At 47.7% G+C, this 17,549-nt stretch carries 11 protein-coding genes; 1 reads left to right on the top strand and 10 read right to left on the bottom strand.

The window, feature by feature from the left end:
* Positions 1 to 30 precede the first annotated feature (30 nt).
* The 4 genes from JT717_RS05505 to JT717_RS05520 form a co-directional block, all read right to left on the bottom strand.
* Positions 31 to 2,481: a glycoside hydrolase family 2 TIM barrel-domain containing protein gene (locus tag JT717_RS05505; RefSeq protein ID WP_205509204.1), complete on the bottom strand. Its 2,451-nt coding sequence runs from the start codon at positions 2,479 to 2,481 to the stop codon at positions 31 to 33.
* Between the two features lie 317 nt (positions 2,482 to 2,798).
* Positions 2,799 to 3,476: a fasciclin domain-containing protein gene (locus JT717_RS05510; RefSeq protein WP_205509205.1), complete on the bottom strand. Its 678-nt coding sequence runs from the start codon at positions 3,474 to 3,476 to the stop codon at positions 2,799 to 2,801.
* Between the two features lie 28 nt (positions 3,477 to 3,504).
* Positions 3,505 to 4,962: a RagB/SusD family nutrient uptake outer membrane protein gene (locus tag JT717_RS05515; protein WP_205509206.1), complete on the bottom strand. Its 1,458-nt coding sequence runs from the start codon at positions 4,960 to 4,962 to the stop codon at positions 3,505 to 3,507.
* A 12-nt stretch (positions 4,963 to 4,974) separates the two neighbouring features.
* Positions 4,975 to 8,079 (bottom strand): SusC/RagA family TonB-linked outer membrane protein, encoded by a 3,105-nt coding sequence (locus tag JT717_RS05520; protein WP_205509207.1) that lies wholly within the window; start codon positions 8,077 to 8,079, stop codon positions 4,975 to 4,977.
* A 306-nt stretch (positions 8,080 to 8,385) separates the two neighbouring features.
* On the opposite strand from JT717_RS05520, the gene JT717_RS05525 reads away from it, so the two are divergent.
* The gene (locus JT717_RS05525) at positions 8,386 to 9,003 is read left to right on the top strand and encodes a hypothetical protein (protein ID WP_205509208.1); all 618 of its coding nucleotides are present in this window, start codon (positions 8,386 to 8,388) and stop codon (positions 9,001 to 9,003) included.
* 66 nt (positions 9,004 to 9,069) lie between these two features.
* On the opposite strand, the gene JT717_RS05530 is transcribed toward JT717_RS05525, so the two are convergent.
* The 6 genes from JT717_RS05530 to JT717_RS05555 all read right to left on the bottom strand — a co-directional run bounded on the left by JT717_RS05530 (position 9,070) and on the right by JT717_RS05555 (position 17,341).
* Positions 9,070 to 9,588 carry a CYTH domain-containing protein gene (locus tag JT717_RS05530; RefSeq protein WP_240347852.1) on the bottom strand — a complete coding sequence of 173 codons (519 nt, stop codon included), beginning with the start codon at positions 9,586 to 9,588 and terminating at the stop codon, positions 9,070 to 9,072.
* A gap of 76 nt (positions 9,589 to 9,664) precedes the next feature.
* A complete protein-coding gene (locus tag JT717_RS05535) occupies positions 9,665 to 10,201 on the bottom strand; it encodes a DUF5063 domain-containing protein (protein ID WP_205509209.1) in 537 nt (178 codons plus the stop codon).
* 470 nt (positions 10,202 to 10,671) lie between these two features.
* Entirely contained in the window at positions 10,672 to 11,811 is a 1,140-nt protein-coding gene (locus JT717_RS05540; RefSeq protein ID WP_205509210.1) for a glycoside hydrolase family 88/105 protein, read from the bottom strand.
* A gap of 25 nt (positions 11,812 to 11,836) precedes the next feature.
* The gene (locus JT717_RS05545; RefSeq protein ID WP_205509211.1) at positions 11,837 to 13,555 is read right to left on the bottom strand and encodes a RagB/SusD family nutrient uptake outer membrane protein; all 1,719 of its coding nucleotides are present in this window, start codon (positions 13,553 to 13,555) and stop codon (positions 11,837 to 11,839) included.
* 25 nt (positions 13,556 to 13,580) lie between these two features.
* Positions 13,581 to 16,727: a SusC/RagA family TonB-linked outer membrane protein gene (locus JT717_RS05550; protein ID WP_205509212.1), complete on the bottom strand. Its 3,147-nt coding sequence runs from the start codon at positions 16,725 to 16,727 to the stop codon at positions 13,581 to 13,583.
* A 431-nt stretch (positions 16,728 to 17,158) separates the two neighbouring features.
* Positions 17,159 to 17,341, bottom strand: a complete 183-nt coding sequence (locus JT717_RS05555; protein ID WP_205509213.1) for a hypothetical protein — start codon at positions 17,339 to 17,341, stop codon at positions 17,159 to 17,161.
* Positions 17,342 to 17,549 lie beyond the last annotated feature (208 nt).

Raw genomic sequence — 17,549 nt, forward strand, 5'->3', positions numbered from 1 at the left:
ACCTTGAAAGTCTTCCACCCATAAAGCACCTTACAGATCTTTAAAAACAGTTTTCAGCCCTTCGCTCTTTGCGCCGATCACCGATCTGCCGCCGTTGGTCTTAACCCTGATGATGGCCCGGCCATTATACGCCTGTACATAACGCGCGCCCGAAGAGGTACCCTGGTTATCGATCAGCTTGCCATCACCGGCCAGGCTGAAGCGGATCCAGTTGGCAGCATCTAAACATTGTACGCCTTTGTTGTCGAGCAGTTTCACCTGTATAGTGGCAATCCCGTTCTCATCACTTATTTTTTCCAATAGCAAAGCGGCAGGTTTGCCCCATTTCTCCGTTTGGTAATTGAAGTTGATCGAATCGGTCACAACTGTTTTTCCCTGGCGGGCGATCACTTTCACCTGGTACGCGCCTTTACTTAACCGTACGCCCCAACGCAAACCTGCAGCGGGAAAATCCTGGCTGTTGCGTTTCTTAACCCCACAGCTTTTGCCATTTACAAATAATTCCGCTTCCGAACAGTTGGAATACACTTTTATCATTTTCTCTTCTCCTTCATTGCCCCATCGCACGGGCATGGAATGACCGTAAATATGTACCATTGGCTGGCTGGTCCAGTATGATTGAAACACATAGAACGCTTCTTTTTTGGTGAGGTCCCGTTCAACCACCCCTTTTTGATTCATGTACGGGATCGGATTATCTGGCCTTACCGGCGTGGAAAAATCTTTAAATGGCCATTGGGCAGTTCCTGTTAACCAGGGCATGGTTTCCTGCTCTTTTAAATGCCAGTCGACCAGGTTGCAGATATAAGATTCACTCCAGTCGCCGTCTTTCGATACGCGCGCAGCACCGCCATACAAACTGGCATCCCCGGCCCGTTCATCGGCGCCATTACCGGTTTTTACCGCTTGCAGCGCTTTATCAGGATTCTCTGAATGGCGGCCGGCATGACTGTCACCACCCCATTCCACATGCAGAAAATGATTTACTTTTTTGAACTCATCTTCCGACACCTGTTTATATTCTGTATAAACGCCCCGGTACCAGCCGGCCCAGATGGAGGGAGAATATACATCTACAATGTCTTTACAAAAATCACAGCGGCGGATAGCTGTTTTTCGGGAAGGATCCAATTTGTGCGACAGATCATTCAGCTCTTTCATAAAGCTGCGGATCTTCTCTTTGTCAAATTCCGGGAAATCGCCGGGCCAGTCATTTTCATTGCCAAGGCCCCAGATGATCACGGAAGGGTGGTTGTAATGCTGTTCGATCATATTGGTAAGCATGCGGCGCGCCTGCTCTTGGTAAACCGGTCCACCCAAGCCACCGCGGCACCAGGGAATTTCCTCCCACACAACAATACCCAGGCTATCGCAGAGATCTAAGATGAGACGTGATTGCTGGTAATGTCCCAGGCGAATAAAGTTTACGCCCATCTCTTTCATCATGATCATTTCCCGGCGCATCATGTCTTCTGTCATGGCGGCAGCAACACCTGCATGATCTTCGTGCCGGTGGGTTCCGCGCAATAAGAGCCGCTGACCGTTCAGTAAGAATGGACCATGTTCTACAAACTCGAAATGCCTGAAACCGATCTTTTCGGTTTGAACGAATTTGTTACCGCCCGCAGTAATGGTGGCTTCTACCGTATAAAGAACCGGCCTTTGCGGCGACCATAACTGAGGGCTCTTAATGGAAAGTTCAGCCAGGCTCACATCACCTGTTAAACCCGTGGCTGTAATTTCTTTTTGATGCACCAGTTTGCCTGCGGGATCAATTAATTTTATCGTTGCGGTTGCGCTTGTGTTGGATACCGGATAAAAACGGGCTGTTACATGTACATGACCTGCTTTACCTGCTTTGTCGGTTGCTGCTTTGGCAAACAGTTTATCGACGGCCACCGGTGGTGTATACACCAGGTTCAGGTAACGGTAAATACCGCCATATACATTAAAATCCGACAGGTTCGAAGGGATCAATTCCAGGTCCCTTGAATTATCAGTTCTTATGGCAATGGGTATTTTGCCCTTGAACTGGTGCTGATATTGCGGGGTTTTGCGGAAGGCGGCAACTGCTTCGGTAATGTCTACGCTGAATTCATCATACCCGCCAATATGCGTTGCTACTTTAGTGGTATATACATACACATCTGTTTTCTGCCCGGCGCCTTCAAAGAAAAGCAGGGTACGGCCATTGCTGTATGGATTATCTATAACCAACTGTGTCCGGTACCAGGCTGGTCCCTGGTAATAATTCAGATCCGGATCAACGGCGTCTTCTGCGTTTACGCAATGAGGTAATTGCACCGGTGTCCATAGGGGTACACTTTCCGGATTGCCCTTACCTACCGGCCGCACAATTTCCCAGATACCGCCTGCATCCTGCTTTACAAATTCCCAGTTATCGGTTAAACGCATCTTTTGCTGAGCACTTACCGGCCCACCTGCAATCATCAATAAAAACAACCATCTTAGTATATTCATCACTTGCTATTGTATATATTTCAACCTAAGGCCCCTGGTGGGGAAGTATGAAAATGCTGAGTTCCGGCCGGGCCGGCGATAAAAAACGTCAGCGAAAGATAAGTAAGAACATTACACCTGTTTTGAGATTGTACGGAATCGTTTCCGGGTTGCATGCGTTTCGTTAAAAACTTAAAATTCCGGCCCGGAACTATAAATAGTCCTGGCCAGAATTCTATGATTAACCGTGCCACGGCATTGGCAACAGAAATGAATGCCCCACTTGAAGAAGCAGGCTGTGACACCGTCAAACTGCACGATATATTTACACCCAGGACCTAGGGTTTTACGCCATACTCCACGACCCGGTCTACCACATGAATAGGACCATTGTCACTCAGGATCCCGGAGGTACGGCCGACAGTTACCCGAACGCTGTTCAGAAAATCATTCACCCTCACTCTGGAATCGCGGTCGTTCGAAAGCTTCAGATACATAAGGCTTTTCGGATTAGCCGCATCGGTTCCTTCCGGTAAAAGGGTTTTTAGTTCCACATTCTCGGGTCCCAGGTTATGATAGCTATACTCTCCCTCTGCGATCAAATACAATAACCAGTTCTTAACCTGTTGCGGTGTATACTGCGTCCAGCTTTTTGCTATAGCATTGTTCACTTTATAACGCCCCCACCAGGTATCCGAAGCCGTTGGCTGGGCGCTTCTGAAAACGGCATCATTGTGAAAGAAAATGAAGGTTCTTCCTGGTTTGGTATATTCAGCCGTATCGATGCCTGAATAAATGATAGCATCGTACATGCGCTTCAACACCGTATCGGGCTGGCTCAATACACTGCGTTCTTTCAGGAATTGCCAGGCCGTCTTATGGATATGCGGATCGAGTGTACTGGTTTCATGATCTGTATCTTTTTGCAGCTCGAGGCCAGCCAGCTTGCGGCAACCGGTCATGCATACCAGCAGCAAACCAAAGAACAGCATGTTATATATCAGTTGTTGCTTCATTTTTTTGAGCTTTAGTATTACAAATAGGTTATTCAGAGTAAGGATCGTTCTGCCTGATCAATGTGTTCCGGGTCAATGCCTGCCGTGAAATAGGCCAGAGAATTTTCCGCGGATCATCGAAGCCGGTCTCGCTGATGCCCAGTAATCGCTGGCGATAACGTACCAGGGGGTCCATTACTTCTATCACGCGTCCTGTTCTTACCAGGTCGAACCAGCGCTTGCCCTCGCCAAAAAGCTCTAACTGGCGTTCATTCAGAATAGCCGTTTCCACATCCCGGTCTGTAGGATAATCGGCAGCCACCAATGGTGTTATTCCCCTTAATGTGCGAATACGGTTGAGAATGGTAAAAACAGGCGCTTTATTGGCGCTGGTCTTGTTCAGCGCTTCTGCACGCAACAACAGTACATCGGCCATGCGGTAGAGGGTAAGCTTGGCGTCATTCTGCGCATTCGCAGGATATACAAATTTGTTGGAGCTATTCAGCGGATAGAACTTACCGATCTGGATGATCCTGGTGCCGGCGCTCACCAATGCGGTGTCGTAGGTAGCTGCACGGCGGATATCATTTTTGTTGCTTTCATAACGCAGGAACACGGTACTGTCTATATAATACTGAGATGTATTACCGCCGGATCCTATTTTGGAAATACCATTGCTGCCATCGCGGGTATAATCCCAATGCATGCTCCAGATGGCTTCCTTGGTACTGGCCGGATCCAGAAAGATCTTCCTCCAGTCGGTAGAATTGGTAGCGGAAACATCATATCTGAATGAGAGGTTGATCAGATTCTGCGAAGATTCCAGCGCCTTTGCATAATCCTTCTTCCACATATACACATCTGTAAGCAGCGCCAGCACAGCACCGGCGTTCATTTCCCAGACATTGGTATTTGTTTTATCTACCAGGCTCCATGCTTTGGTGAGATCAGGTATGATCACATTATTCAGCACCTCATCGGCGGGGGTTCTTGGGGCCAAAGGATCTTCATTCAAATTCTCATAAGGCTCCAGCCGCACCGGTACGCCGCCCCAGAGCCGGATGGCATAAAAATACATATAGGCCCTGATCGCATAGGCCTGCGCCAGGTAATTGTTACGTTGAAGCTCAGTGAGATTGCCCGACAAAGGAATATCAGGAATGTATTTAATGGCCAAGTTGGCACGGCCGATGGTCAGGTATAAATTGTTCCAGTTAGCTGCTCCGGTAAGGGAATTCAAACCATTCAGGGTCACATTGATCTGGTTCTCACCCGTACCACCAAACGTAAAATTGTCTGAACGGGCATCGCCCCAATCGGTGTAGTTGCCATTCAACGTTCTTTGTATGCCATCATAGATGGCTGCCACGCCTGTTCTGGCATCGTCGGGCGATTTCCAGAAACTTTGAGGCGACAGGTCGGAAATCGGTTCCTGATCCAGATACTTTTTACAGCCTGCGCTTGCCAGCAGGCCGGGGATCAATATATAATAAAGTAATTTTTTCATTTGGTATACATTTTAAAAATTCAGGTTAATACCGGCGCCAAATTCTCTTTTCCGCGGATAGCGGCCATTGTCCTGTCCCATTTGCAACGCGTTATTGAAAGCAATTTCAGGATCATACCAGAAGTAGTTTGTCCAGGTAAGCAAATTATTGCCATATAAATACACGCTGGCGCCCTTCATTTTTATTTTCGACGTAACGGTTTGAGGCAGTCCATAGGTCAACCGCACGTTGCGTAACCTGATGAATGAAGCGTCTTCGAGGTAGAGACTGCTTAATTCCCGGGCATTACCCATACCGTTATTTCTGGCAATAGGCCATTTGGTAATATCACCGGGCTGCCACCATGAATCGCGGATATATTCCGGATCAGGCGTTACATTGCTGGTAGCATTTGTGTTCAACTGCTGGCGGCCACGGTCGTACAACAAGCCGCCCCAGCTTACATAGATGTTAAATGACAGACTGAAATTTTTATAGCTGAACTGGTTGGCAAGGCCTGCTATCCATTTCGGTTGGGCATTGCCTAATGAAATACGGTCGGCATCGTCTATCACACTGTCTCTGTTGTTATTTTCCCATATCATATCGCCACCTTTCAAAATATTACCTTGTGTTCTCAGTTTGTTTACACGGCCATTGTAGGCTTTACCATCAAGCGTATAGCCATTGAATACACCGCTTACAAACACGGGGGTCAATTGCTCCCAGTCATCGGTATAGGCATTGGATTCGTCATACTGGTACACGCCCAGCGCTTTCCATCCATAGAAATCGCCTAAACGCTGCCCTTCCTCGGTGATCCAGTTGCCGGATGCGATGGGAATACCGCCGTACAAACTTTTTATGGTAGCATTGTTGAACGACATGTTATAAATAAGGTTCCAGGAGAATCTATTCGTGCGTACCGGGTAGCTGTTGATCACAAATTCAAAACCCTTGTTTTGGATAGAACCGATATTTACATTCACTTCATTGAAACCTGTTTCGTAAGGTAGGGGCGCCTGGTACAGCAGCTTATCAGTGATCTTGTTATAATAATCTGCAGTAATGGTCAGTCGGCCACGTAAGAACGACAGGTCAACACCCAGGTTGAATTGTTTTGTTTCTTCCCAGCTTAAGGCAGGATTGCCAAAAGTACCTGAAGGCGCTACGCCGGAAACACCGTTATACCAGTTCCCGTTTTCGTTATCGTCGCTTTCACCGAAAGTGTAGGTTCTGATGGCATCGTATTCCCCTATGCGGTCATTACCGGTTACCCCATAACTGGCGCGGATCTTACCATCATCGAGGTATTTATAGGCCCATTGCATAAATGATTCTTCGCTGAAGCGCCATCCCGCTGATACGGAGGGAAAATAACCCCAGCGGTTCTCTTTACCGAACTTCGAAGAGGCATCTGCCCGGAAATTACTATTGATAAGATATTTGCCCTTATAACTATAACCCAGGCGGCCAAAAGCGGAAGCAGAGGTATATCTTCTTTCACGGGTGTTGGGAATGTTATATACCTGTGGTGAATTGAGTGTAGTAACTTCTTCCGTTACAAAATTGGTTCCTGAAATTTCTGAACCGCGGTTGAAATTACGATCGGCACTTACCCCCAGCACGCCGGTTAAGCTATGATCACCCAGTGTTTTATTGTAGTTTAAATAAGCCTGCAGCATCCAGTAGGTGGTCAGGTCCTGTTCATCACTGCCTTCATTATCATTACCGGTGTTGCTCAATAATTTTGGCGCGAACTGCTCATGGTGGATGTAATTGGCTTTTACGTTGGCATCTACGGTCAATTTCAATGAGGGAATGAATTGATAACTGATATAATTGTAAAAGTTACCGTCCATGGTCTGGTATTCATTTTTTCGCAGCAGGGCCTCTGCTACCGGGTTCCTCCGGCCGCCGATCTGGCCTGCCAGGGTTCCATCGGGCCAATATACCCTGAAATGCGGTGGCCGCTGAATGGCCTGGTTCAGGGTATTCCCTTCATTGATCCGGTTTTCGGTTTGATAAGAGAACTGTATACGGTTACCATAGGTAAGTTTGTCTGTTGCCCTGTAATCGACATTAAACCGGCCGCGCATGATCTTCGCCCAGCTATTGATGATAATACCCTCATCCTGCAGGTATCCCAAACTGCCGTAATAGTTCAGGTTGTGCGAACCGCCGCCGAGGCTCACATCTACCTGCTGGCGGGTAGCCGTTCTGGTGAGCTGATCCTGGTAATCATTATCCGCATTGAACGAAGGGTTTAACGAATCTGCGCTTAAACCGCCAGAGCCGTTGCGCTTGAGTTCGAGCAGCCGGCGTTCGGCCGCATTGGATTGTGGTATCTTATGCGAGAGCTGGCTCATGCTGGTGAGGTACCGCACATCGAGCGTTGGCTTTCCTTCCCTGCCCTTTTTGGTAGTGATGATCACTACCCCATTGGCTGAGCGGGAACCATAGATCGCTGCTGAAGCGGCGTCTTTTAATATCTCTATAGATTCAATGTCGTTCGGATTGATCCCGTCGATATTCACACCCTGTGCGCCGTCTACGATATACAGCGGATCGGCACCGCCCTGGAAAGTTCCAATACCACGGATGCGCACCGAATTCCCTGCGCCGGGCCGGCCCGATTCCTGGGCTATCTGAAGGCCCGGTGCCTGGCCCTGCATGGCATCCAGCACATCTATCGCCTGGCGTTCCTGAATTTGTTTTGAAGTAACTGAAGAAATAGCGCCGGTAACATCTTTTTTACGTTGTGTACCATAACCAACAACGACCACCTCATCCATAGAAAGATTGGTGGGTGATAAAACAACCGTGATCTCTGATTGAGCACCTACGGCTACTTCTTTGGTCGTAAATCCAACCGAAGAAAATACAAGAACAGCATTGGCGCCGGGCACCGCCAGGTGAAACTTTCCCTGGGCGTTGGTGCTGGTACCAATGTTACTACCTTTAAGGGTGACAGTAACGGCTCCCAATCCTTTCCCGCTGGCATCATTCACTGTTCCATGCACAGTAGTGTTTTGAGCTACCACCGCGTGTAAACAACCAGTAAGAATAAGGAAGAGAATAAGTACCTGTCGTAGTGGGGCAAATAAATGCCGGGAAGAAATTGAATTCTTTTCCATACAGCAGTCAGTTTTTACGGGTTATACAGCACAGAGGCCATACAACGAGTCGCTAGAGTTAACAATAAAAGTTTTCGCAGTTATACCCTTGCAAGTACGCTACATTTTAGCATAAACAATTTTGCTAAATTGTCATAGTGATAAGCTATTTTAACATCGGCTGAAAACGGCCGATCTTGTTTTTTTACAAGATGTAACAGTGTCATGTTCATTACAATAACATTGTTTTAAACGATGTTTATCTGACAGTTATGCATGCAGCAGTAAGGCATAGTTTTTTTAGGCATATTGCTAAAACTATGCGTTATGGCACGAACAAAAAATGCGAAGGATACCCGCTCCAATGAGGAGCTCAACGATACCGGTGAATTTAATCAGGAACAAACCAATGCTGAAGCAAAGGACTCTACCGCCAGCCGCAGAAAAAAAGCAAAGCTGGCGCAGGACAGTTCATATATAGAAATTCCTGATGTATCGGATATTCCCGGGCAGGAGCATATCACCAATGCAGGCGTACCTGCGGCCATGGGTGATACCACTGCCGCATCAGACGATGAGGAAGGCATTCGCGATGGCAAGGATATTTTTGAAGAAGGTGATGATGAAGTGGAGATCGTGATGGGCACGGATGCCGATGTTACACCTGAAGACCTGGCTATGCTGGGTGAAAAAGACCAGGACATGGATATGAACGAAGATGAATTTATCAGAAAAGAAGGGCTCGACGATACCGACCTGGATGGCGATCCGTTGAATGAAGCGGCGGTTTCTGAAGACAGCACCGGCGACGACCTGGACATGCCCGACGAAAATGACCAGGATCTCAAAAAACCCATTGACGATGAAGAAAATGATTATTACAGTTTCGGCAGCGGTGATAATGACGCGCTGAACGAAGGCAGAAGAGACGACGAAGAGAAATAGCCAGGGAGCACTTCATAATGAGAACGGTAAATCAAACGCATTTGCGAATGGTTTACCGTTTTACATTTAATGGTTCCAGTGCTTATACGGGTTTACCGACAGGTTCGAATTGGAGTACCTTTTTTCGTGGGTCACTTCTTTGTCGATCCATGCAGGAAGAGAAAAGGTCTCATCCTCCCTGTCCAATTCTATTTCAGCAACGATCAGCCCTTCGTTCTCGCCTAAGAACTCATCTACTTCCCACAGTTTGCCGTCGTGGGTAATGAAGTTCCTTATTTTGCTGATCTCCGAAACGCAGAAGTTGTCGAGCAACTCCTTTGCATCTTCCACAGGAATGGCATATTCATATTCCGGTTTAACAGCGCCCACCGAACGCCCTTTAATGGTTATGTAACCGGCGGTATCAGTGAGGCGCACGCGGATCGTTTTCCCGGGGTCCGACACAATATAGCCCTGCCTGAAAAGCGATCTTTGCTCTTTTACCACCTCGCGCCATTTTTCTTTATTCACAAGGAATTTTTTTTCTATTTCTATGCCCATATCGCAAACCATTTTTAATGCTTTTTCTATGAGTGCAAGCTGCATACCAGACACAGCTACACGCCATAGTGTCGCACTTGTTCACCATAGTGTTGCAAGGTTGTTTGCAGGCCGGTAGTGTTTATCTGCCTTTCTGAAGGAAATAATGAATGGCGCAGATGGCATTGGCGCAATGGCCGCTCCAATGTGTATCGAAGTTCCATTTAAAATCCCAGACGGCATTCTGCTTGGCATCTGATGATTTCAGACTATACAAGAGCAGCGATTGCTTCAGGTATTTATAAATGGCGCCCAGGTCTTCATACAGGTCTCCATATACAATACCTGTATCCTTTTTACGCGTGGTGGGATCAAATACATACCAGTAATATCTGTAATCCCATAACCTGTCTGCTATAAAATGAAGTGTTTTTTGAAATTCGAGTTCATCGAGTTTTACGTCAAACTTCTGATCGCTTTTCTCTTCCATCAACATCATGCAATTACCCAGGTTATACAGGGTGAGCAAATGATTTTGAGAAAGCAGCACGAATTGCCGGGGCGTGTCTGCCTCATGCGATTCAATAAAGGAACAATACTTTTTGGCGGCGTCAATGAAGTTGGTGAACTCGTTTGTCGCAATGATTTTTGATACTAGTATCTTGTCAGAGAGTGGCAATGTGTTCTCAATAGCGGTTAATGAATAATGGTTGCCATTGAGTAATCCAAAAATGATGCCTGTTTATTGTAGGCAATACAATAAAAATTAGGCCGCTATTGTTTTTCAGCGCGCTACTTATATTTCCAAATACCAATTCGTATATTCCGGTATAAAGATCCCGTTAATGCACTTGCCCGAATAGTAAATATACTGCGCGCCTCTATAACTGAACCAACCGGGTACGCCTTCTTTAATTATCCATTTTTCTCCTTTTCCCCGGATTTAATGGTTATGCCCAATTTCCCCTTCCCTAACCTGTTCAGTGAGAGATCAAATACATGGCCAAAAGCATGCATGTTCTTCAGCGCCATCTGGTTCCAGCCGGCGGGTAACCGGGGCGTGCACCCGAAGTCGTTAAAAGCCACGGGGCGGATACCGAACTACCGGCAAACATGCGCTCCTGGCAGGTTCTTGCATGTATTCTTATTCTATCTCAACCACGCCGTAGCGCACCACAATACCGGGGCCTGGCCATGCAGGTCGCCGATATTGCGTTTGCGGTCGAGGTAGTATTGACGGTCATTCTTTTTATTAGTGCCTTCACAGACTTCACGTACATCGGCATTCTCATCGATATACGATACCAGGGCCAGCCAGCCTTTGCGGGCAGCCGGTCCGTAGGCAGCCGCATCGAGCCAGCCGTTTTTTACGCCCGTGATCATGGCAAAAGTGAACATGCCTGTACAGGAGGTTTCGGGCCATGATTCAGGATCATCGATCAACTGCCGCCACATGCCGCTTTCTGCCTGGTATTGTAACAGGGAGGCCATCATCGTCTTATAACCGCGCATGATACGTTCGCGGTTGCGGTTATCTTTTGGCAATGAGCGAAGCAGCTCTGCCATGCCAACTGCCATCCAGCCATCGCCCCGGCCCCAGAAGAAAGGCACATCAGGCGCATGGTAAAAGAGTCCATTCGGTTTTTGCAAAGAGTCGAGGTATACGACCATTTCTTTGGCGGCTCTTTCAATATATTTTTTATCGCCGGTAGCGCGGTAGGCCTGGGCCTGCACGGCAGTGATCATGAACATATCGTCGATCCACATCCGCGTTTGCCAGGTAAGTCCCTGGTTGTAGAACACATGTGATTCCGGTTTCACCCTTGGCCCTTCGGGCGGCCCCCATTGTTTGTCGGCAATACGCTGTCCCAGTTCCAGGTAGCGTTTGTCTTTTGTTTGCATATACAATTCCAGCGGCACCGCCCCAAACACAGTATAATCAACATGATCTGGTTTGGGGACCAGTGTGTCCTGCGGGCCGAACAATGGCGCAAAGCGATCGGCCAGCTTTTTTGTGAGGGCTTTGTCGCCGGTTTTTTTGGCAAAGGTCAGCGCTCCATACCAGGTGCAGGTCTCGGGATAAGTGATCACCTTTGGCGGGGTCGATCGTCCAAAATTGGTATGGGGCGTAAGCACAAAATGTTCTGCCACCCGCTTGCCCACTTCCTGTGGTGATGTGCCTGCCGGCCATTTTTCGGCCTTCGCTTTTTTTGATTGCGCCTCGCAGGTATTGGGATCTAATTGCGCAACCGCTGCTGCCAATAACAGGCATTGAATCGTTTTTTTCATGTTCCTCGTTGTTATATTATTATTGCTAATTCCATAGTGGAAAATACAAACTATTGTTATACGGCTCACCCGTGGTGGTAGCATCTATCTGCGCCTGGGGTATCGGCCTGAACACGTGTTTCGCTTCAATATTGGCAGCCGCTTCCCGGTTGTGCATGCGCACCCGTGGTAACAGTTTACCGGTGCGCACCAGGTCCCACCAACGCATATTTTCACCACAGAGTTCGCGCGACCTTTCGTCGAGGATAAAATCCAGTGAAAGATCAGCCGCTGTGATGTCCATGGCCGTTGCATTGCCGGCAGGATAGGCCGCTCTTTCGCGAACGGCATTGATATACTTTACCGCATCCGGCAAATTGCCGTTCATAAATGCAGCTTCGGCCGCTATCAGATAGGTTTCTGCCAGGCGGTAGACGATCACCGGTCTTATGGAAGGCGCATTGAGATCGGCGCGTTTTGTATCGAAATACTTCGTTAAGGTAGCCGACAGGGTATTGTCATATTTACGGGGCGGCACCAGCAGGTAAGGACTGGCGGCAATTTTTGCATCACTCGCATCTACACCCGGCATATAGATGGCGGTATCGCCCAACCTGAACTTCGTTTGTCCGGGAACGGCACCCGCTGGCGCACCGGCCGGTAATGGGTTCGGCCATACGGGATAACCCTTGGGATCGGGATTATTGGCATACCATACGGTTTGAAATGTTTTGCTGTAGCGCGTGTCATTCACTCTTTCCTTAAAAACTGTATCGGTTAACCAGCGCGTGGGAATGCAGCGGATATATGGCCGGCCGTAAGCGGTGCTGCGGATCATTCCCGGTCTTTTTTCATATTGCCCCACCCACATATGGTTGAGCACGTTATCGGCACTGTAATTACTGATGCCACTGTTATTCGGGCCATTGTATGCGAGGTTCGGTGTGTGTTGTACGGTCCAGATCACTTCTTCATTTTCCTCATTACCTTCCGCGAACACTTTGGCAAAATCCGGTACCAGATTCAAACCCAATGTTGCCCTGTTATTGATGATGTCTACGGCTGTATTGTATGCATCCTGGTAATCCGTTGCCTTTTTAGCAGCAGAACCAGCGCGCGTGAGATATACTTTAGCCAGCACATGTTTAGCGGCAACAGCAGTAGCTTTTCCGGGCAGCACGCCATTGCTTTTCGGTCCCGCAGGCAATCCGGCGATGGCATCTTTCAGATCCTGCACGATAAGATCATACACATCCGCTATAGGCTCCCGCTTTGCAGAGGTGACGGCTTCCGATTGAAAGTTTTTGTTCAGCGTAACATCGCCCCAGCATTGCACCAAAATAAAATAATAATTCGCCCGCAGGAATTTGGCCTGTGCCACCAGGCTGCTTTTAGTGGCCGGCGGCAGATCCACTTTATCAACGTTGTCGATAACGCCATTACAGGTATTGATGAAAAGATAAGCTGCGCGCCAAAGGGTGGTAACAGTGCCATGGGTCGAGGTATAACTATACAGGTTAATATCGCTGTTACCGTCAACGCCGCGCATGAATTCATCTGTGCCTATTACGGTGGCGGTGAACAATTCCTGCGCTCCCCAGAAATTGCGGGTCCCTGCATATGCAGCATCCAGGCCGGCCTGCAGGCCCTGACTGGTTTGAAAAAATGCAGGTACCAATATAGCGTTCGGTTCTTCTTTCAATTTCTTGTTACAGCCGGTCAAAGCGATCAGCAGCCCGCTGCAGTATATTAATAGCTTTTTCATAAATCACTATTTTGGGTTGTAAAAGTTAAAACGACAGGTTAAGGCCAAAGATCAATGACCAGGTTGGCGGTGTATCGGCGCCCACCGATCCTGTACCTTCCGGATCAATACCACCTGCTCTTCTAAAAGGTGAAAACAGGATGAATGGATCTGCAGCGGTGGCATATACACGACAGGTTCTGGCCCCGATGCGTTTAATCATCGCTGGATCCAGGTTATAGCCCAGGCTGATACTTCTGATCTTTACAAAGGATCCATCGAAATAGCTCATCACCGAACGGTTCAGTGGATTGGTAGCATTTGCATTTGCCTTTGGATTCCATGGCTCCCGGTTTTCTGGCGTCCAGTAATTTGTCTTAAGATTATTGTATGTACCCTGGTAAGTATTTACAAAACCGCCCCCATGCAGGCTGCTGTTCATGGTAGCACCCCACCTGGCAAAAGCAACCACGGTGAGGTCGAAACCCATAAAACCAAATCGCTGCGTGGTGCCGCCCTCCCATTTGGGCTGGCTGGTGCCAACAATGATCCTGTCATTGGTAGCATCGATGCTGTTATCCGGTTTGCCATCAGGACCGCTGAGGTCTGCTACGCGAATGGTGCCTATAACGGATGAGTTGCCCGACACCGATAAACCCAACGCTCTTGCGGCGGCCGTATCTTCGGCCGTATTCTGCCAAATGCCCACTCGTTTATAATCATAATAAACATCCAGCGGCTGGCCAACAAACCATCCATTGGCTACATCTCTTGTAACACCACCTGCCAACTGGGTTATTTTTCCGCGGTTGATAAAGAAGTTAAAGTCGCTTGTCCAGTTAAAATCTTTCCGGCCTTGCGCCTGAACGTTGATCGTACTGAGATGCACTTCGATACCCTTGTTCTCTGTTTTACCTACATTCGTAACAATAGCGTTCGGAATGCCGGAGGTGGGTGGTAATGTTTGGGGCAACAGCAGGGAATTGGTAAATGCTTTGTATACCTCTACTGAACCGGTAATACGGTTGCCCAACAGACCGAAATCTATGCCCAGGTTCGCTGTTTTGGTATATTCCCAGGTGAGGGTTGGATTGATGGTGGAGCTCAGATAGGCGCCGGTGACCATGGTGCCGCCATAATTATATACGAGGCCGCTCAATTGACCGAGCGTTTGAAAGGCATTGATCGATTGCTGGCCAACACTGCCATAACTCGCCCTGAATTTCAGGTTGCTGATAGCGCCTATATTTTGCATAAAATCTTCGCGGCTTATATTCCAGGCAAAGGCAGCAGAGGGGAATGAATGCCATTTATTTCCTTCCGCTAAACGCGATGAACCATCGGCCCGCAGGGTCAATGTCAACAGGTACTTATCGTCGAAGCTATAGTTCACCCGGCACATATAAGAAAGGATATCGGCTTTTGAGGTACTACCGCTTCCTTTTAAATTTGATCCGTAGGTGGGATTGTAATAGGCCAGGTAATCGGCCAGGATATTTGTGTTATCGAACTGGTTCTGCTGTGTGGCCACTTCCTGCAGGCTGTACAAACCGGTGAAATTTATTTTATGTCTTTCAGCAATGGTAGCGTCGTAAATAAGCAGGTTCTCAAGCGTGTAGTTATTCGATAAATTGGTTCGGTTCGACGAGCCCGATCCACCCTGGTTAACCCGGAAACTGGTTTTTTCAGAATAGAAATTACCATAAATATCGCTCCGGATTTCTGCACCGGCATTCAGGCGGTACTTCAATCCTTTGAAGAGGTTTGCTTCAAGGTATAAGGTGGTGAATGTTCCCAACCGCTTTCTGTCTTCCACCGCTGCACCTGGTATCAGGTCGGCCAGGGGATTCCATACCTGGTTGGCACTGCCCGGAACATAGGTGTTCAGGATATTACCGGCGCTGTCATAAGGCGATGCCAGCGGACTGGCCCGCAGCGCCTGTCCCATGGGGTTAGCGCTTTCCCCTTTGCGCACGGAATAGGTATTCAACGAATTGAGGCCCACTTTGAAAATGCGGCCCAATTGCTGATCTACACTTAACTTAACGGTGTAGCGCTCAAAGCTCTGCCCGTGATAGATGCCGGTCTGGTTAAAGTAACCGCCTGAAACGGCATACTGGGTTTGTTCCGTTCCACCGGTTACTCCCAGCTGATGGTCGGTAATGATACCCATCTTATAGATCAGGTCCTGCCAGTCGGTATTGCGGCCGGTCTTTATACCTTCTACTTCAGCGGGATCAAAGATCCCATTGGTGAGAAACTGGGGATCATCGAGACCGGTATATTTCCCCGGGTTGGCAATGATATTGGCCCATTTCTTCAAATTGGTGAATTCTTCTGCGTTCATCACCGGGAATTTCCGGGTTAAGCGGCTGGAGCCCACATAACCACTATACGTAAATACCGGTTTCGACGTTTTGCCGCGTTTTGTAGTGATCAGGATCACGCCATTTGCGCCTCTTGATCCATAGATAGCGGTGGAAGAACCATCTTTTAATATTTCAACGGAAGCCACATCATCCTGGTTAAGATCGTTGATATTCCCATTGAAAGGAATACCATCCACAACGATCAGCGGTGCATTGCTGGCGCCTAATGATCTTGATCCCCTGATGAGGATATTCGGAGTAGCACCGGGTTTACTGTTGGCGCCGCTGCGCTGAATATCAATACCAGCTCCCTGCCCCTGAATGGCAGCAGCCAGGTTGCTCGAGGGAACGTCTTTGATAGATTGTTCGCTGATGGATACTATAGATCCGGTTACATCAGATTTACGGCGCGTACCGTATCCTACCACGATCACTTTATCCATTTCCAGTTTATCGGAGCTCATTGAAATGGCGAGGTTAAGCTGGTCATTATTGCCAACCTTTATTTCTTTGGTTACAAACCCTACCATGGTAATGGACAGCGTACTGTTTACGGGGGCACTGATCTGAAAAGCGCCGTCTTCTTTTGTGGTGGTTCCGTTAGAGCTTCCTTTAACGATCACCGACACACCCGGCAGCGGTTCGCCGGCCTCGGTCCTGATGGTTCCCTTGACGGTTACGCTCTTTACTGCCGCCTCCTGGGCATCCAGGAAAACAGGCGCCAGTAAAGAACAAAAAAATATACTCACGGATAGCAATACATTCTTTTTTAGAAAAGCATGCCCATATTTTCTCCTTTGTAGCAGTGTTGAGTTGGTTAACATACAGCAAGTTTTTACAATTGAGTAATTGAACAATCGTCGGTATAACTGGTGTGCGTACACTAAGCCGCGGGCGGCGTATTATCATGGTCGTTTTTTCATAAGCATTCAGGCAACAGGTATCCGGTCGACTGACATGACCGGATTTCCTAATGCAAGCAAATGATTATTACGACAGCCTTTCTATAATCAAATCGCTATTTATTCAGCTATTTTGGCATTGCCTAAACAAGTGGAGGCGACACGAAGGTCACCTCCTTTATCAACTGACTGTATGAGAGAACACATCGACTATAAAATATTAAGGGCCATCTTGCGATGGCCCCTGATACCCCTCCGGGCTACTAATCATTTATGGACATGGGGAGGAGTTGTGCGTAAGGATAAGGCGGAACAAATAGGATTACCGGTGATGCATGTTACTTAAGTGCCGGTCAAGGTTTTTTTTTACCTCTTTTGTCGTTACCGAAATGCTGCGTGTGCGCCAGTGAAAAGATCGTCTTATAATCTACATCCAACAGATCACTGATCTTGTATAATTCAGCTAACGTAAACTGTTCAACGTTGGTGATCAAACGCGTCATCCGGTTATTGTTGGTACCCAGGTCGTGAGCCATTATAGTTTTAGGAACATGGGTAAAGATTTCCTTGAATTCGGATATATGTTTCCCCTCAATCAATATTTTTACAGCTTTATATCGTGGATCTTTTTCCATGTATCAAAGAAAAAAACAAATTCGAATTCAAATTGCATAAAGGATGCATTGTACTTTTTTTGTTATAAGCTGAACTTTTTTCTGCTGCGTTTATAACTAAATTCATTAC

The sequence above is a fragment of the Longitalea arenae genome, assembly GCF_016924755.1.
In the GTDB taxonomy this organism is placed as follows: Bacteria; Bacteroidota; Bacteroidia; order Chitinophagales; family Chitinophagaceae; genus Niastella; species Niastella arenae.